At 36.8% G+C, this 19,485-nt stretch carries 13 protein-coding genes and 1 rRNA gene; 3 read left to right on the top strand and 11 right to left on the bottom strand.

The genetic code is table 11. The features are described from left to right. Positions 1–27: 27 nt before the first annotated feature. From NAT51_RS18400 to porU, 10 genes are all read right to left on the bottom strand, one after another. On the bottom strand, positions 28–3,279 hold the full coding sequence (locus NAT51_RS18400; RefSeq protein WP_250601339.1) for a gliding motility-associated C-terminal domain-containing protein: 3,252 nt from the start codon (positions 3,277–3,279) through the stop codon (positions 28–30). Between the two features lie 10 nt (positions 3,280–3,289). Continuing rightward, a complete protein-coding gene (locus NAT51_RS18395; RefSeq protein WP_250601337.1) occupies positions 3,290–4,351 on the bottom strand; it encodes a mannose-1-phosphate guanylyltransferase in 1,062 nt (353 codons plus the stop codon). Between the two features lie 50 nt (positions 4,352–4,401). Next, complete coding sequence (locus tag NAT51_RS18390; RefSeq protein WP_250601335.1) at positions 4,402–5,001, bottom strand: SprT-like domain-containing protein; 600 nt, start codon at positions 4,999–5,001, stop codon at positions 4,402–4,404. A gap of 3 nt (positions 5,002–5,004) precedes the next feature. Continuing rightward, on the bottom strand, positions 5,005–5,688 hold the full coding sequence (locus NAT51_RS18385; RefSeq protein ID WP_250601333.1) for an SDR family NAD(P)-dependent oxidoreductase: 684 nt from the start codon (positions 5,686–5,688) through the stop codon (positions 5,005–5,007). After that, the gene (locus tag NAT51_RS18380; protein ID WP_250601331.1) at positions 5,678–6,616 is read right to left on the bottom strand and encodes a M28 family metallopeptidase; all 939 of its coding nucleotides are present in this window, start codon (positions 6,614–6,616) and stop codon (positions 5,678–5,680) included. The genes NAT51_RS18385 and NAT51_RS18380 overlap by 11 nt, the downstream gene beginning before the upstream one ends. Before the next feature lie 95 nt (positions 6,617–6,711). Then, positions 6,712–8,328 carry a pyruvate dehydrogenase complex dihydrolipoamide acetyltransferase gene (locus NAT51_RS18375; protein WP_250601330.1) on the bottom strand — a complete coding sequence of 539 codons (1,617 nt, stop codon included), beginning with the start codon at positions 8,326–8,328 and terminating at the stop codon, positions 6,712–6,714. A gap of 5 nt (positions 8,329–8,333) precedes the next feature. Continuing rightward, a complete protein-coding gene (gene pdhA, locus NAT51_RS18370; protein WP_250601328.1) occupies positions 8,334–9,332 on the bottom strand; it encodes a pyruvate dehydrogenase (acetyl-transferring) E1 component subunit alpha in 999 nt (332 codons plus the stop codon). A gap of 127 nt (positions 9,333–9,459) precedes the next feature. Then, positions 9,460–9,942: a cytidine deaminase gene (gene cdd, locus NAT51_RS18365; RefSeq protein WP_250601326.1), complete on the bottom strand. Its 483-nt coding sequence runs from the start codon at positions 9,940–9,942 to the stop codon at positions 9,460–9,462. A 70-nt stretch (positions 9,943–10,012) separates the two neighbouring features. Next, the gene (porV, locus tag NAT51_RS18360; protein ID WP_250601324.1) at positions 10,013–11,185 is read right to left on the bottom strand and encodes a type IX secretion system outer membrane channel protein PorV; all 1,173 of its coding nucleotides are present in this window, start codon (positions 11,183–11,185) and stop codon (positions 10,013–10,015) included. Between the two features lie 38 nt (positions 11,186–11,223). Beyond that, positions 11,224–15,054 carry a type IX secretion system sortase PorU gene (gene porU, locus NAT51_RS18355; RefSeq protein ID WP_250601322.1) on the bottom strand — a complete coding sequence of 1,277 codons (3,831 nt, stop codon included), beginning with the start codon at positions 15,052–15,054 and terminating at the stop codon, positions 11,224–11,226. 201 nt (positions 15,055–15,255) lie between these two features. Here porU and gldJ point away from each other — a divergent pair, with 201 nt between their 5' ends. The 3 genes from gldJ (at position 15,256) to NAT51_RS18340 (ending at position 19,011) form a co-directional block, all read left to right on the top strand. Continuing rightward, positions 15,256–16,995 carry a gliding motility lipoprotein GldJ gene (gene gldJ / locus NAT51_RS18350; protein WP_250601320.1) on the top strand — a complete coding sequence of 580 codons (1,740 nt, stop codon included), beginning with the start codon at positions 15,256–15,258 and terminating at the stop codon, positions 16,993–16,995. 65 nt (positions 16,996–17,060) lie between these two features. Beyond that, positions 17,061–18,344: a UDP-N-acetylmuramoyl-tripeptide--D-alanyl-D-alanine ligase gene (locus NAT51_RS18345; RefSeq protein ID WP_250601318.1), complete on the top strand. Its 1,284-nt coding sequence runs from the start codon at positions 17,061–17,063 to the stop codon at positions 18,342–18,344. Positions 18,345–18,384: 40 nt separating this feature from the next. Continuing rightward, positions 18,385–19,011, top strand: coding sequence for an endonuclease III domain-containing protein (locus tag NAT51_RS18340; RefSeq protein WP_250601316.1), 627 nt, complete (start codon positions 18,385–18,387; stop codon positions 19,009–19,011). Between the two features lie 350 nt (positions 19,012–19,361). Here the strand turns inward: NAT51_RS18340 and rrf are convergent. After that, a 5S ribosomal RNA gene (gene rrf / locus NAT51_RS18335) occupies positions 19,362–19,471 on the bottom strand. Positions 19,472–19,485: the final 14 nt, after the last annotated feature.

Here is a 19,485-nt window from a genome sequence, read left to right as displayed (position 1 = left end):
CATACTGAATAAAATTTTTCAATCAAATTAATAGTTCAGGTATACCCAACCCGATTTAGGCTCACCATTGTAAAATGCAATAAGATAATAATAAGTCCCGACAGGTAACAGACGGTCATTTTTATCATATCCTTTCCATTCGTTTATATAATTATCTTTTTCAAAAATGAGCACTCCGTAACGGTTAAATATTTTCACATTCCGGATATCATCTATACAACTCAAATCAAAACTATCATTGGCGTTATCTCCGTTTGCCGAAACTCCTTTGGGTATGTTACAGAAAGTACAATTAATTTCAATTGTTTTTTGGACATCACAACCGTTAAAATCAGTAACAACAACCGAATAATTTCCGGTTTGCCCATTAACCACTTCTATCGATTGGGTTCCCGGATGTATGCTTCCATCTGGATATACCCAGTCGTAACTGTACAGATTTTGGTTGGCATTCTGATTGACAAAATCTACTTTGATCATCTTATTTCCTTCGCACCATGTTTTCAACTGAAAGTCCGGAAAATCATTGATGGCAACCACAACAGAACTTGGCACAGATTCACATCCGTCCAAAATTGCCTTCACTGTATATGTTCCCTGCATTAAAGAGTTAACATTATACAACACCGGATTTTGGTCATTTGATGTAAAACCATTTGGTCCTGTCCATACATAAGTTGCTCCAAACACCGTTGAAGCATATAAATGCAATTCCCCGAGCATACACACATGACTGTCTGAAAAAGCATTCGGGCTTTGCGGTTGGTTTTTTAAATTAATTTTTATAACCGCAAGATCATCCCTATCACACAGACCGTCAACTTTGTATTGAAAAGTATAAGCTCCTGCCGCCACATTTGTTGAATCCCAGACACCGTTTATCAATGACACACCGCTGTTACTAATTTCACTCCACATTCCATTTGAATCATGGTTGGCAGAAAGCAGCAAATTCAGATCAATTATACTATGGGCTCCGCATATGGTAGTTTCGGAATCATTACCGGCAACAGGATTATTTAAAGAATTCTGAATGGTATAGTCCAAAACAAAATTAATACATGTATTTGGGTTACCCGGATTTGTTATTCTGACATGATAAATACCTGCATCAGTATTAAAATTAAACGGACTAAAAGCAAGCGTATTCAAAGTACTCAGAATTTGCGAAGTGTTGTTACCTTTCCACCATTCGTAATGTAGATACGAAAAATAAGGAACGCTTAGATTTGCAGTACTTCCATTACAGAATTGAGTTGCCATTACCGGCAGGATAACATTACCGCTGACTTCAAATAATCTGTTTTTTATGTTATTGCAATTATCCGTAACCTTAAAACTGTAAACTCCGGCCGACAAACCATTGAATACACTTGAATTGGCATTATCAATATAAAACGGCTGACCGTTTTTGGCAACAATTTCGTATCTGAAAGGCGCGGCACCTCCTGCTTCGACAATCACCTGATACGAATTATTACTGCAGGAAAAACTGTAAATATTATTAATTCTTGGTTCCAGATTGAAATCAAAGCTCTTAATTTCCTCGAAACAATAATTCGTTGTACTTGTATTTGATGGGGTTGGCAATTTATAAGAGTAAAACTTCTTCATGACCCTGAACTTCCCGGTTATGGAAACTGCATTACTTATTGCATTATTATTCAGACTTATTGCGTTTAAACTGTTGACATCATCATTTGAAGACATTCCCGTAACCGGATGTACCCATTTATTTGTTGCCGGATCAAATTTCTGAAGCCAAAACGATGCTAAACCCTGTGTCACATTTGAGATATTCAACAAATCAATTTTAAATGAAGCACAATCTTCAATAACATTTACATTATTGGAAATTGTATAATATCCTACAGCCTGTGCAGAAACATTGTGGATATTCCCGCATCGGTCGGTAATCTTAAATCTGTATTCTCCGGAAGGCAAATTTTCCATGATAAGTTCTCCCTGATAAATATTCGAATTAAGATTGACTGGAAGTGAAGTGACATAAGAAACCGGAGCTGCCACCAATTCAGCAGATGTGATCTGGTACAATGAACTATTGGCAACCATTGAAAGCGAAGAGAAACCTTCCCCGCATCCTTTCAACTGGGATACAATTATGGTTGGTGCTGGCAATACATTATCAATAGTAAACACAACATTATCTGTCTTTCCGCAGGAATCTGTTATCTGTACATTATAACTTCCAGTTGGCAAATCTACAGATGAGCTGTAATATGAAATGACATCAGAATTAAATGTTGGATGGGAATTATTAAACAAAACCGGATTAAAGCCTGGGGGGCTGCTCAGGAAATTGACAGTAAACGGAGGAATACCAAATGCATTGATGTTAAGCTCGACTCTTTTTTTTGTACAGGCAACCAAATTAATCTCGGCAAAAACCTTCATGGAAGGATTATAACTTATCTCACCACTGTTAAAAATATTTCCGCAAGCATCTGTCAATGCAATTCTGTAACGGTATATCTGGCCGTTTTGAAAAGGGACAATGCGGATTAACGACAATGATTCCGGATCGCCTGAATTGATAACCTGCGAAGAAACTGTTGTGGTTCCATTCGGCTGATAGACGGTATACTGAACTGTTACCGGATAATATATTTCATCCTGCGCAGTAACCAAAACGCTGTCACTTAAAAAATTACAATTCATTAAAGACAATCTATTTTCTCCAAAAGCCAGAAGAGCCCTGGAATTTTCGATCGTTACATTTTGAATAATGAATTCACCGCAACCATCCACAACCTTTACAGTATAATTCCCGTTTACCAGATCGTTAAAAACATTTGAAGGCTGCGGAGCAAAAGTAATTGGTCCGGAAATAATTTCGTAAGACTCAGGATAACCTGAAATTGTCGCTATTGTTATTGAACCAAGATGGGTACAGGTTTGATTGACTTTTTGAAAATTCAATTGCATTTGTGCAATCCTATCAAGAATCAAAACATCTCTTTGTCTTGTATTTATTGTTCCGTTTGGCAATGATTCAGTAGCAACAACCCTATAGTTTGCCGCTACTAATCCTGTAAACGTATTTGCCTGTGTAGTAACAATTGGTGTAGTAACATCCGGTAATTTGTAAACCGTAAAAATTACTGTTCCATCTGCCGCTGCATTGGAAACAGTAAAATTTAACCTTCCGTTACCCGGACATGTTTCATTGACTGCAGTTACATTCAATGAAAAATTCAATCCTTGGGAACTGCATACGTTTACCCATAGGATTATGAAGAAAAAATAGATTTTACCCAAAAGAAATGAATTATTTAGCTTGCAACTTTGCCACTACAGCTTTAATATCCTGTTCCTTACTTTTTGGATAAATCAGTAAAACATCTTCTTTGTCAACAATAATATAATTTGTTAAACCATCGACAACAACTAATTTTTTCCCTTCAGTACGGATGATATTATTAGATGCATTTTCAAGTACAACGGTTGCGTTGACAACAGCATTATCTTGTTCGTCTTTTGGTAATTTGTCATATAATGAACCCCAGGTTCCCAGATCGTTCCAGTCAAAAGTGGCCGGAAGTACATACACATTCTGTGCCTTTTCCAAAATGGCATAATCGACCGATATATTTTGCGCCAAAGGATAATTATCCTGAATAAAAGCATTTTCTTTATCTGTATTCAAAGCTTCATATCCGTTCATAAAATGGGCATACATGGAGGGTTGAAATTCTTCAAAAGCTTTTAAAACTGACTTGGCACTCCATACAAAAATCCCTGCGTTCCAGAGAAAATTTCTGCTTTGGATAAATTTACGTGCCGTAGCATAATCCGGTTTTTCACGGAACTGTTTTACTTTTTTTACCGGACGTGAATCCAATTTATCGAATTCAATATATCCGTAACCGGTATTAGGAAACGTTGGCAAAATTCCCAAAGTCATTAAATTTTCATCTCTTTCACAGAAATCAAAAGCATGTTGCAGGTTTGCGCAAAACTGCACTTCATCTTCAATCCAGTGATCGGATGGTGCTACAACCATTACGGCATTCGGGTTTTGCTTTTTTATTTTTAATGATGCATACAAAATACAAGGAGCGGTATTCCGCATGGCAGGTTCAAGAACAATTTGCTCCTGTTTTACCATTGGCAACTGTTCCAAAACAATATCATTATAACTCTCGTGGGTCAGGATTAAAATATTTTCCTTCGGAATGATTTGTGATAAACGTGCAAATGTTTTTTGTATTAAAGTTTCACCGGTTCCCAACATATCGTGAAACTGTTTTGGAAACTCGGTTGTACTCACTGGCCAAAAGCGGGAACCTACCCCACCGGCCATAATTATAGCGTAATAATTTTTGTTCATAGTTTAAAAGTTACAACGTAACGAATCGGCAAATATACGAAGAATTTCAGCTAGTTCGGTAAAAGTTCGACTTCGGCATTAGGGTTAAACAAATACACCTTTCCGGTCGCAACTTCCAGACATTCGATTCGTTTGGTACGCAAGGCGATTTTTTTAAATATTTTACCATTATGTATTCTGAAGACACTCCCGTACGGAATTTCAAATACATAATTTTTATCATTTTCCGGATCAAATTGTTTTAAGGCCAAGGCCAAAGTTGCATCAGTATCGCTACTCGCTTTCGGATTTCTGAAATGTCTGGCGATTAAAGGCAATAACTGTTGCGGAAATATTTCAGGCCGTATAAACGGAACCATCAACCGCTGAAAAGTCAGTTTCCATTCATCACCGTGTGGTTTAATGTGTCTTCCGTATTTTTCAAAAGCAACTAAATGTGCAATTTCGTGAATCAAAGTAATCAAAAACCGGTATTTATTCTGACCTGCGTTTACCGTAATCAGATGAAATCCCTGCGCATCCCTTCGGTAATCCCCATGACGCGTTAGGCGCTCATTGACAATTTTAAGATGCACATGATTCGCTCTGATTAATTCAAAACACAAGGGAACGGCATGTTCGGGTAAATATTTTAGAAGAACCTCACTCATTCTTTAAGGCGTGGTTGAAGAAACCTGCAACACTTTTCCGTTATAGTATTTATTTCCGGTCAAAGCAAAATCAAAAATATAATCGGCCATTCCTTTAGCAGAAATTGGAGCTTCATAACCCGGAAACGCTTCCTGAAGCATTTCGGTCTGGACTGCACCCAATGCCAGTACATTAAAGGCGATTCCTTTTTCCTTATATTCTTCTGCCAATAATTCCGACAACGTAATCACAGCTCCTTTACTGGAACTGTAAGCTGCAAGCCCGGGAAATTTCATACTTCCCTGAATACCGCCCATCGAACTTATCGTTACAACATGACTCCCTTTTTGCAGATACGAAACACAAATACGGGTTAAGTTAGCCACTCCGAAAACATTTACTTTGTAAACATTTTCAAACTCTGCCGCCGAAATCAATTCAAATGGCTTGTGTAATAAACTCCCTGCATTGTGAATCAACACATCAACCTTTTTCCAGGTTTCCTGAATAAAAGTTTCCACTTTCTGCAAATCTTCATCAACAGATAAATCAACAGACAAACAAGTAATATTAGGATTTTCAATTAAAGTCTTTGGTGTTTTTCTTGAAATAGCCAAAACGTTGTGGCCGGCATTCGCAAATAATAAAGCTAATTCAAAACCGATTCCTCTTGAAGTTCCGGTTATAATAATATTTTTATTTTCCATCTAACAGAATTTCTTTTTGTGGGGCATTAATCATTTTTTCCAAAACCGGAATACAGGTATTGACAACTTTCTGAATGTGCTTCAAATCCATTTTTTCGAATTCATCATCCACATGGTGGTAGAAATCATAGTTCTCAAAATCAAAAGTCGAAATGGTATGTGCCGGAATATTGTATTCCTGGTAAAAAGGGTAATTATCTGATGCCTTGAATAATTGATAATGTGTTTCCGCCGGAATATAACCCACCCATTTTTCACCGGCATATTCATTCATTCGTTTTGCCATATTCGATTTTGTGATTCCTGTCATATACACCAGCATATCCTTTCCTTTCATCGGAACACCGATCATTTCAAAATTGAACATGAAATACACATCAACTCCGGCTTTTTTCATGTTTTGGGCCAAATGGCGTGAACCCAACAATCCTTTTTCTTCAGCAGTAAACAATGCCAATATGATGGAACGCTTATTATTTTTATTTTTTCCGAAATACTTAACCAATTCGGTTACAGCAGTTGTTCCCACGGCATTATCATTCGCACCGTTTGCAATGATATCACCGGCAACTTCCTGTGCCTTTCCTATATGATCATAATGTGCCCCAATAACAACGAATTCATTTTTCAGAACCGGATCATTCCCTTCAATCACACCGACAATATTATAGGCAGGTTGCTCAAAATTTGACAATTTATCCCTATACGTTTCATAATAAGGCTTCACATTATTGTCTTTGTAAATCTGTTCCAGATAACTCATAACATTTTCCATTTCCGGAGTACCGGGCTCCCTTCCTTTATTCGCATCGGATGTCAGGAATGATAATGTTTTCGAGATACTTTCTTCCGAAACAATTTCCTTTTTGTTTTGTCCAAAGGAAAGATGTAAGGATAATAATGTCAGAATAACAATGGTTAATCGCATACTTTAAATTTTGAATTATGTAAAAATAAAAAATCCCGACGATACTTCGACAAGCTCAGTATGACAATCGGGATTAAATATGTTTTAATTTTTTATTACGCTAACATCGTAACCGGGTTTTCCATAAACGCTTTGAACGTTTGAAGGAATTGTGCTCCGGTAGCACCGTCAACAGTTCTGTGGTCACATGCCAATGTAACTGTCATGGTATTCCCAACAACGATCTGACCATTTTTAACTACTGGTTTCTCAACGATAGCGCCTACCGATAAAATTGCAGAGTTTGGTTGGTTGATAATTGAAGTGAAGGACTGGATTCCGAACATTCCCAAGTTAGAGATCGTGAATGTACTTCCTTCCATTTCTGCCGGTTGGATTTTTTTAATTTTAGCTCTTCCCGCCATATCTTTTACGGTAGCACCAATTTGAGTCAGTGTCATTTGATCCGTGAATTTCAATACAGGAACAACCAATCCGTCTTCAACTGCCACAGCCACACCAATATTTACATGGTGATTGATGATCATGGCCTCTTCCTTCCATTGTGAATTTACCTGAGGATGTTTTTTCAATGCCATAGCTGATGCTTTGATCACCATATCATTGAATGAAACTTTAGTATCAGGCAAACCGTTAATCATATTACGGGATGCAATTGCATTATCCATATCCAACTCGATAGTCAGGTAATAATGCGGTGCAGTAAATTTAGATTCTGACAAACGCTTAGCAATAACTTTTCGCATTTGTGAATTTTTCACTTCCTCCTGGAATACTTCACCCGCAGGAACAAATGGCTTAACAGCAGCAACGGCAGATGTAGCTTCAACCAAAGCCTGAACCGGTGTACTCACCGCAGCTGTACCCGGAACAAAATTCTCAACATCAGCTTTTGTGATTCTTCCGTTTTCACCTGAACCGTTTACCTGAGCTAAGTTGATTCCTTTTTCCTGAGCAATTTTTTTAGCCAATGGAGAAGCAAAAATTCTTCCCGAAGTGTTATTATTTGAATTAGGTTCAACAACATTTGTAGTTGTTGGAACTGTTTTTATTTCTTCAGCCTTAGGAGCTTCAACAGCACCTCCAACTTTAAAATTAGCCACAACACCTGAAACGTCAGTTCCTGCAGGGCCTAAAATTGCCAATATACTGTCAACAGGAGCCGAACCACCTTCTTCAATTCCAATGTACAATAAAGTACCTGAATTGAATGATTCGAATTCCATTGTTGCTTTATCCGTTTCGATTTCCGCAAGGATATCTCCTTCTTTTACGGCATCACCTACTTTTTTCAACCAAGTCGCTACAGTTCCTGTAGTCATGGTATCACTTAAACGCGGCATCGTCACCACTTTAACACCAGCCGGTAATTCGGCTGATTTAGGAGCTTCCGCTGTTTTTTCTTCCGCAACCGGTGCAGCTGCTTCGGTTTTAGGAGCAGCACTTCCGCTTAATAAAGCTGAAATATCTTCACCTTCATTACCAATGATTGCTAATAATGAATCAACCGGTGCAGATTGTCCTTCTTCAATTCCGATATGCAATAAAGTTCCGGCATTAAATGACTCGAATTCCATTGTTGCTTTATCAGTTTCAATTTCTGCAAGGATATCACCTTCCTTAATTTTGTCACCCACTTTTTTAAGCCATGTTGCCACGGTCCCTTCCGTCATAGTATCGCTCAAACGCGGCATTGTAATTACTGTTGCCATACTGATTATAATTTATGAGGAATGAATGGATAATTTTCTTGTTCGTATACAACGTCATACAACTGTTGTGGATCCGGGAATGGAGATTCATCAGCGAATTTCTCACACTCAGTCACTAAATCGGCAACTCTCTGGTCGATCGTTTCGATTTCAGCATCAGTAGCATATTTATTTTCTTTAATCAAATCAAGAACCTGAGTGATAGGGTCGATTTTTTTGTATTCTTCCACTTCTTCTTTGGTTCTGTATAATTGCGCATCAGACATAGAATGTCCTCTGTAGCGGTACGTTTTCATTTCAAGGAAAGTCGGTCCGTCACCTCTGCGAGCTCTGTCGATAGCCTCATGCATAGCCTCAGCCACTTTGATAGGATTCATTCCGTCAACAGGTCCACATGGCATTTCGTACCCTAAACCTAATTTCCAGATATCAGTATGGTTTGCTGTTCTTTCCACAGAAGTTCCCATTGCATAACCGTTGTTTTCAACGATAAAAACAACCGGTAATTTCCAGTTCATTGCCATGTTGAATGCTTCGTGTAATGACCCCTGGCGCGCAGCACCATCACCAAAATAAGTCAGGGTAACACCTCCGGTTTCAAAATATTTATCTGCAAAAGCGATTCCGGCACCAACAGGGATTTGAGCTCCCACGATTCCGTGACCACCATAAAAGCCATGTTCTTTAGAGAAAATGTGCATTGAACCTCCCATACCTTTAGAAGTTCCGGTAACTTTACCATACAATTCAGCCATTACTTTTCGTGGATCAACACCCATTGCAATTGGCTGTACGTGGTTACGGTAAGCGGTAATCATCTTGTCTTTCGACAAATCCATTGCATGAATCGCTCCGGCAAGAACTGCTTCTTGTCCGTTATATAAATGCAAAAATCCCCTAACCTTTTGTTGGATATAAACTGCAGCTAATTTATCCTCGAATTTACGCCAAAAAAGCATTTCTTCGTACCACTTTAATAAAACTTCTTTTGTTACTTCTTTCATGTGACTTTGTAAAGTATTGTGTGTAATTATTTTATAAAACGCAAAAAATTGACCTCACACAAATTTGCGAAGAGCAAAAGTAAGACATTCCAAATAATTGGTGAAATTTAGAGCGTAATTTTTATAATTATAAATAGTTTTTATCAAAAGTTAACGGCAATAAATTCTGAATCGAATCTGATTTATAGACTTCTCCGGTTTCACCCATGAAGAATATTTCAATAGGAGTGTCTTGTCTGAACTCATATTCAAAAATAGACTGACGACAGGCACCGCAAGGAGGAATTGGCTTTGTAGTCACATTATCTGTTGCCCCGGCAGTAATTGCCATCCTTATAATTTTAGCATCAGGATAAACCGCTCCGGCCTGAAAAATAGCCACACGCTCAGCACATAATCCCGACGGATACGCAGCATTCTCCTGATTTGAACCTACCACCACTGCTCCATTATCCAACAACAAGGCTGCACCAACTTTAAATTTAGAATAAGGCGCATAGGCATTTTTCCTTACTTCAACCGCTCTTCTCATCAAATCCTGATCTTCATCAAAAAGCTCTTCCATGGATTGGAAAACCAAGATTTTCGTGTCAATTTTTATTTCTTTCATACTTTATAAGGGAAAAAAAATCCAAATCTCACAATTGAAATTTGGATTAAGTTTTAATTATTTATTCTTATTAATATTGGTCGTAATCATCTCCGAAGTTAAACGTCAATGAAAAACGCAATGTATTTTCTAAAGGATTTTTAACTCTCGACATTGAGAACAAATACGAGGCATCGATTTTGATTGCATTGTATTTGAATCCGGCACCTAAAGTAGCAAATTTTCTGGCTCCTTTATCTTTGCTTTCATTAAAATATCCAGCTCTCAGCGCAAACGAATCTTGATACCAATACTCCAAACCTGTAGAGTAAGTCAACTCTTTTAATTCTTCTTTGAATCCGTCCGGAGCATCACCAAATGATTTGAACATACCCGAAACCCAACCTACTTTATTATATTCATCAGCAGCAGCCTGATATTCAGGACCGTCGATAAAACCATCACCATTCGCATCTGTTACGATTTGCGGAGTAGGAACCAACAATTTTGTAAATTCAAGATTCGCAGTTACTTTATTGTATTCATCAAAAATGAAATCAAAACCTCCACCCAATCTCAAGTTAGCCGGCAAAAAATTAGAACTTCTTTCCACATCTCCATCGTAGGAAATTTTCGGCCCCATATTCTGCAAATTGAAACCGGCTCTCCAACGACCGTTAAAATCATTGTATGCAATCTCAGAAGATTCGTAATAACCTGCAACATCTACAGCAAAACTATTAGCCGCTGAAGCATCACCGGATGAAGAAGCAATTTTCAGGTTAGAACGGATATATCTTCCGGCAACACCCATTGAAAATTTATCACTTAACTGCAAAGAGTAAGACAAGTCAAAAGCCAACTCGTTCGGTTTTACCGATCCGGTTGAATTTCCATTTTGATCTGTCAATTCGATATCCCCCAAACCAAAATATCTCAAACTTCCTCCAAAAGCACTTCTTTCATTAAATCTGTTGAAATAAGTAATCTGGCTTAATGAAATATCATTCACCAAGTCGGTCAGATAAGGCGTATAACTCACCGAAAATCCGCTTTTCTTCAAAGAGAAAGCATATTTTGCCGGGTTAAACTGTTGAGAAAATGCATCCGGAGATGTTGCTACACCGTTATCCCCCATTCCCGCAGAACGGGCATCGGCAGCAATCAATAAAAAGGGTACTCCTGTTGTAATTGGTCTTTCATTCTGGGCGAATGTGTTAGAAGAAGCCAACAACCCAGTAAAAAGTAAGATTAGTTTTTTCATTATATTTTTCAAAATATTCAACAAATATATACTTTTTATTAAAGTATCACTAATTTCTCAAATTTTTCAACCTTTTTGTTCGTGAGCGTTGATTTCACGGTCAACTTATAAACATAAACTCCTTTACCAATACGGTCACCGTAATCATCCCGGCCGTCCCAGGTAATATCTCTTGACGTAAATCCTTCAGTTGTGATTGTCTGGTTTTTACTCCACACCACTTTACCACTGATAGTCAAGACCTGAACCTGAACTTCAAGAGGCTCAAAAGGTTTATTATGTGTAAACCAAAATTCTGTATGGTTCACAAAAGGGTTAGGATAATTCAGAACGTTTTTCAAAACAAGCTTTTCATCATCCACCACTATAAACTGTAACTCAGATGTAATCAAATTATTGTATACATCCCACGCCTTAAATGTCAAAGTATGCAAACCGGGAGTTAAATTCTGGAACGGAAACTTCAATTTTCCTTTAGTATAATCATCCAATTCGGTCTCATAATAATCATTCAGAACATACTGTTTTGTTTCATCGCCATCAAGATAAGCGATGATATCATGACCGATTCCACTTGCGGTATTAATTCCATTTTCATCTTCGAGAAAAGCCAAGAACATAGGCGATTCATTAGTTATACCACCCGAAACAAACGATTCGTCATTCATATACAAACGAACTCTTGGGGCGGTATTATCAACTTCTGCACTTGTATTCAGCCCTCCGATTCTAATCGTTGTATCAAAACCCGTCTGGTCTTCCATCGCATTGTTCTTTTTGGCATAAAAACTTACCTTACCATTTCCTTCTGCGATTTTAATATCCTTTGGCACTACAAAACTAAATTCAAACAATCCGTTTGTAACCGAAGCATTTCCTCTGAAGATAGTTTCTCCCAATGTTTTGAAATTCATTTTATGAACTACTCCTCCAACCATTGTCCCATCATTACCCAATGTTGTACGGTCAATTTCTTTATCAAAAATATTAATTGACAATTCTCCGTTATAATTTGACAGAAGCGTATTAAATTCATCTGTAACCTCTCCCGAAAGCTTTACAAGACTCAAAGCTTTTAAAGGCTCTGTAACAGCATTTACCGGAACATCATTTATTTTAGTCAAAGTAATTCTTGGTCTAGGGATTGCCAATTTCAAAGCCGGATCACCGATATAAAAAACAACATTATTACCCGAATTCAACATACTTCCTTTGGTTAACCTGACAGCTTCAGCAATTGAAACATAGTTATTTGAACCATAAGCGAATAAATACTGAGCTAATCGCTGGTTGAAATTTTCACCGGTACTTTGCCCTATCTGTCTTGTAGTGGTAACCATGGAGACAGCTCCACCCGAAGGATTCCAATACGTAAATTCGCCCCCTGTTTTATGGAACGGATTATCAAAGCGTGTAAATTCACAAGTAACTGTTATAAATAGAGGATACTTATATTTATTGGATAAATTTTGAGCATCAACATTTTCAAAATAACGTTCCTGAGCTAAAACATCCTCACTTCCATGACCCAAATAATCAAAAATCAAAGCTCCTTGTGCAAACGAATTAATAAAATCCTCCTTGGCTTTTGGATATTTCTGCCCTCCTGAAGTAGTTTCCTGCACATAAGAGTCGGCATGAATTTTCTTAGCATTGAAAAAAGGCTTATTCGAAGTAACCGTATTGGCCAAATTATCGACAACAGACTGTAAAGTAGCATCACTTTCCTTATCTACATCATCTGAAAAGAAAACCAGATTATTACGCCATTTCCCGTAAGATTTCTCATCATGGTAATCGATTACTTTTGAAACCATTTGCTCAGCCTGGGCCAGTGTTGAAACCAACATTCTTCCCACGGCAATATCCAAACCTTGGGCAGACAACATATTCCCTTCATTATTATCCATCATTCCGAAGTAGTCATCGGAAATAAATGACGAAACCAATGAGAAACTATCCAAACTGTAAAAGACAGGTACAATATTAGTATTGTTTGCAATTCTGTTCTTAAAATCATAAGAAGCATCACCAAAAAGGCATACATATTTAATTTTCTTCGTTGGATCTGAAGCGTTTTTATAAATATACTTCACAAAATTTCTTATGGCACCGATATCCTGTTTTCCGGAAGAAAATTCAGTGTATAATTTTTCAAGCGTAACCACTTTAACCTTTAACTGATTTGTAGTTCTGTGAAAATTAGCCAATCTTTCAGCTTGGGACAATAAAAATTGTGGTGTAACAATCAAATAATCGACATCCTGAAAATTCCCTTGACTATCTTTAAAAACATCACCTTTCAAATCCTGATTAGCTACTGACGAATCACTATCCCTTAAAGGCGAATAGAAATCAGAATTATCTATCGCAATATATTTCCTAGCTTCACCCATGGTTGCCAAAACCGAAAACTGACTTTGTCCATTGTTTGATTTCGCCGATACATTATAAATATCAGTAACATCCCACACCTGACTAATTGCAGAAGCATTGGCAATTTGATATTCACAAACACCAACATTAATAGCTACTTCATCTACATTAAACAGGAACTGCTTACCAAAACCCCGCAACTGCGATTTTGCTCTTACACTGATATAATCCAAATAACCAGTTGCCGAAGGCACACCATTATTATTATACTTCAATTTAACCTTAAACCCTCCACTCGTAAGATTAACAGAATACGTCCCATTATTAGACGAAGCATAGACCGGTCCGTCAGGATTAATCGCACTAAAAGTCAAATTTCCTTGATCTTGACCGCCAACATTAACACTAAAAGATGTACTTACTGCTCCGGAAGCCGCACCATTGACATTTACTAATACAGGTGTTGTAGTCACCAAGTTCGGAAAATTGAAATCAAAGTCTTTTTCGTTTTGCGCACTAAAGGAGTCACCATACCATTTTCTGCCCAATCTTACGATATTTACCTTATCTTCTTCAAGGAATTTATAATCATCAAAAGATGTATACACATTATCCGGAGTTGTCACCGGCTCGGAAAGCGATTGAATCCTTTTTCCGTTACCGGAAGAAGAAGTAACATAATAATAAGCTTTAGTCGCATATAAATTTAAATGGGTCTGATTTTCATCACTCCAATTATCAAGACCTTTAGCATAAAATAGAATATAATCGGAATCATTAAAAACACCATCATCTTCACCAACAAACTGAATTGCATTTTCAGTCAGATCTTCCTGATAAGAAGCAGAATTCAACAAAGGCAACATTTCTCCACCACTTCCGTACAATTTTATTGTCCTGGGATCAACATTGACAGCAAAACCAAGTTCACTCAAAAATTGCTTGGAAATTTTATAAACCCCAGATTTATCAACATAAAACTTTTTCCAAGTCCCTGAACTCAAAACAGAACTAGAAACTGCTCTTCTGGTTTCTGAATCGAATTGCCTGTTTGAACTTGAAACAAAATTATAATCCAACGACTTTACTCTTTTATATATACCATTCTCCAATATAATAGGAGAAAATTGCAATACATTTGAGAAATCATCACGGCTTCTGACCACTTCTGAATAAACATTAATTGCATTCGGAATACTTTTCTTATCCAATTCCCCTAACTTTTCAGCAGAAATAGTTTCATAAACCACATTCGAAACTTGAATTGTATTACCTGAATAGCCGTCACTAATTTTTAATATTTTAGTAAATACAATAACCTTTCTTGTCTCATCATAAGAAAAATTCTCATTCTGGAAATTAGGAATTGTGAATTGGAACCGGTCATTCAACTTATAAGGCTTTTCGCTCCATTGCAAAGAAACACTCCCACTTCGTTGAGCAGAAAGAAGTTGAAAAAAGCATAACACCAGAATATATAAAATCTTCTTCATACAGATTACTAACGCTAAAAAAGCTATAAATATTTTAATCGGTAAAAATAGCCAAATACACAATATAAAAAACAAGTTTACGTTATGATGTGATGTTAACGTCTAAAATTTTAAGATTTTTTTAAAATATTTATTCATTTAGTGTTGCAGTTTAATGGTTAATTATTATATTGCGCCACAAAATAATTACCTACTAAAAGTATGAAAGTAAACAAAACAATGACGGTAAAAGTACTTTTTTCTATGATGGTACTGTTAAGTTTTACTACGAGTTGTAGTAAAAAGTCAAGCACGAAAAACACTTCGTCTGCTACGGGCTGGAAAATTAACGATCCCAACGGAGGTTTCCAGTACAACTCCAATTTTACAAAACAAGAAACGGCTCCTGGCCTTATTTTAGTTGAAGGTGGTACATTTACTATGGGTAAAGTACAAGATGACGTTATGCATGATTGGAACAACACTCCATCACAACAACACGTACAGTCATTCTATATGGATGAAACTGAGGTAACCAACATCATGTACATGGAGTACTTGGATTGGTTAAAAAGAGTATTCCCTCCTGCGGATGCAAACTACCGCCATATTTATGAAGGTGCTTTACCTGATACTTTAGTATGGAGAAACAGATTAGGTTATAATGAAACTATGACCAATAACTACTTAAGACACCCAGCTTATTCACAATATCCTGTAGTAGGTGTTAACTGGATTCAGGCTACTGAGTTTGCTAAATGGAGAACTGACCGTGTGAACGAGGCAATCCTTGAAAGAGAAGGTTATATGAAAAAAGGGGCTAAAGTTGTTGATGTTGATGCAAACAACACTTTCAACACTGAGCCATACTTACTATCTCCATCAACATCTTTTGGTGGTAACGAAGAAATTATTTTACAAAAACAAATGGGACGTGCCGCAGGTAAGTCTAAAAAAGCCAAGAAAGCTGATACAACTTCAACTGCCGGCGCAGATGGACCTAAAAATGTATACGCACAAAAAACTTCAGGTGTTTTATTACCTGAATACAGACTTCCGACAGAAGCTGAGTGGGAATATGCTGCAGCTGCTGACGTAGGAAACAGAGAATTCAACATTTACAGAGGCCAAAAGAAATATCCTTGGAAAGGTCAATACACACGTTCTGGCAACAGAATCACAAGAGGTGATCAATTAGCCAACTTCAAACAAGGCAAAGGTGATTACGGAGGAATTGCTGGATGGTCAGATGACAATGCTGATATTACAGCTGCTGTTAAATCATACAAACCAAATGATTTTGGATTATACGACATGGCAGGTAACGTTGCAGAATGGGTACAAGACGTTTACAGACCTATGGTTGATGACGAGGCAAATGATTTCAACTATTTCCGTGGAAACGTTTATACTAAAAACAAAATCGACAAAGAAGGAAAAGTTGAGTTCGTAACAACTGAAACAATGAAGTACGATACTTTAAGTAATGGTAAAATTATTGCTCGTAACAAACCGGGAGAAATTGCTCAGATACCTGTTGACGAACAAGAAACTTACTTAAGACAAAACTTCTCAACAAGTAACAATATCGATTACAGAGACGGAGATAAATCATCAACTCGTTTCTTTGACTTTGGAAGCAGCGATGGTACTGACGCTCCAATTTCAGAAAAGAAAAGAATGTATGACTCTCCAATCCATAAAGTTTCTTCAGTTAAAGATACTGTTTCAGGAACAAAATCAATGGATCGCAAATTCGACAAATCAGTTAAAAGAACAACTTTAATCGGAAATGACGTTAGAGTTTACAAAGGAGGTTCTTGGAGAGACAGAGCTTACTGGCTAGACCCTGCATCAAGAAGATATTGCCACCAAGACATCGCTACTGACTACATCGGTTTCAGATGTGCAATGTCAAGAGTTGGTCCTAAATCTGATTTCAAGAAAAGACCAAGAAATTAATCATACTTTCATACAAAATAAGAGCCCTATTTTTAGGGCTCTTATTTTTTTAGTACATTCGCTATATGAAAATAGAAGAAATTTACCAATGCTTTTTACAATGTGAATCTATTTCAACAGATACACGCAAAATAGAATCAAATTCCCTTTTCGTAGCACTTAAAGGCGATAATTTTGACGCAAACACATTTGCCCAGGAAGCCTTAAACAAAGGAGCTCTTTTTGTAATTATCGACAATAAGAACTATTATTCTGATCAAGATAAAATGATTTTGGTTAATGACAGTTTAAAAACATTACAGGATTTAGCCAATTATCACAGAAACCAACTCGGATTACCAATTGTTGCTTTAACAGGCAGCAATGGAAAAACAACCACAAAAGAACTCATCAATTGTGTTCTTTCAAAAAAATATAACACTAAGGCTACAATCGGAAATTTAAACAATCATATTGGTGTTCCCTTAACCCTACTTTCATTCGATGAAAATACCGATATTGGAATTGTCGAGATGGGAGCAAATCATCAAAAAGAAATTGAATTACTTTGCAATATAGCTGAGCCTGATTTCGGTTATATCACAAATTTCGGAAAAGCACATTTGGAAGGATTTGGAGGATTTGAAGGTGTTATAAAAGGAAAAAGCGAATTATATACTTACTTGCAGGAAAATCACAAAACTGCTTTCGTAAATCTTGATGATCCTATCCAGGTTGAGAAGACAAAAGCACTAAACAAATACACATTTAGTAGCTCAGATAATAGTGATATAAAAATCAATTCGACAATTGCTAATCCATTAGTTAAAGTAGATTTTTCAAACAATACCACCATACAATCTCACCTAATTGGCATTTATAACGCAAACAATATTAATGCAGCTATCACAATTGGTAAATACTTCAACATTGAAGATATCGACATAAAGAACGCAATAGAAAACTATATACCATCAAACAACCGCTCTCAATTGATTGAGAAAAACGGTAATCACATTATACTTGATGCATATAATGCCAACCCTTCAAGTATGAACGCCGCATTAACAAATTTAATCCAACTGGAATCAACTCAAAAAATAGCTGTTTTAGGCGACATGTTTGAATTAGGCAGCGAAAGCATTGAGGAGCATAAGAAAATCATTGAAAGCTTAAAAAAAGAAGAAAACATAAATGTGTACTTTATTGGCAAAGACTTCTATCATAATAAAGTTTCCCAAAAGCATCTTTTCTTTTTCGAAACTTTTGACAATTTCAGCAAAGAATACCAAAATAAAATACAAAATGCAACAATACTTATTAAAGGATCACGCGGTATGGCACTTGAAAGAACATTAGAATTACTATAACTTTAATCCAGCTTTTGCTGGATTTTTTTATTCTAAATATATGGAATGGACAGAAAAACTACAGCCTTTACTCGATAAATACGAAGGTAAAAAGCATCCTCTGGATTATCATAACACATACCAATTACTAATCATGGTAATACTTTCTGCTCAAGATTCAGATGCAAATATCAATAAAATTACACCAGTATTATTTGATGCCTTCCCTAACATGGAAACTCTTTCCGTATCAAATATAGAAACCTTGAGACCTTATATTTCAAAAGTAAGAAACTTCGAAACCAAAGCCAACTGGATTATTGAAATAGCACAATTATTAAAAAAAGATGAAAATGTTCCTCTAACAATGGATACTCTAACAGCATTAAAGGGTATAGGGCGAAAATCAGCAAATGTAATTATGCGTGAAAGTAAAGTTGAAGCCGAGGGTATTATAGCTGATTTACATGTTATCAGAGTTGCCCCCAGAATAGGATTAATTAACGAATCAAAAGATGGGAATAAGGTAGAAAAGCAATTAATGCAAGTTTTAGACAAGAACATCTGGGGAGAAATCGGAATGTCAATTTCTTTTCTTGGCAGGGAAATTTGCAGACCAACAAATCCTAAATGCGACATATGTCCGGTAAACAACCACTGTAATTATTATAAAAATAGATTATTATAAAAAAACACCACCTTCATCATTAGATAAAAGATATTGAAAATATTTAAGGTTTAGCCGAACTAAGCGAAGCCAACTAACAACATACATCAAGATAAGGAATCCCGGCCCATTAGACTTCAGGTTATTTTGATAAATCAAAACAATGCAAAACAAAAAACCCTATCCGTTTGGATAGGGCTTTCTAAAGACCCGAGGGCATAGCCCGAATCGAGCATTTGATATTAAGAGGAGACCCGAGACCGAAGGTCGAACGGTATGAAATAAAAGTCCAGTGGACTTCAGGTTATTTTGATAAATCAAAACAATGTAAAACAAAAAATCCCCATCAGAAATGATGGGGATTTTTAAAAGAAAGGCGGCGACATACTCTCCCACAGGATTGCAGTACCATCTGCGCAGGCGGGCTTAACTTCTCTGTTCGAAATGGGAAGAGGTGAGCCCCGCCGCAATAACCACCTTAAGGTCTTCTTGCAG

Source organism: Flavobacterium amniphilum (assembly GCF_023634845.1).
GTDB classification, from domain to species: Bacteria; Bacteroidota; Bacteroidia; order Flavobacteriales; family Flavobacteriaceae; genus Flavobacterium; species Flavobacterium amniphilum.
Note: the sequence above shows the minus strand (reverse complement) of the source record. Positions and strands in the feature narration are given on the sequence as shown.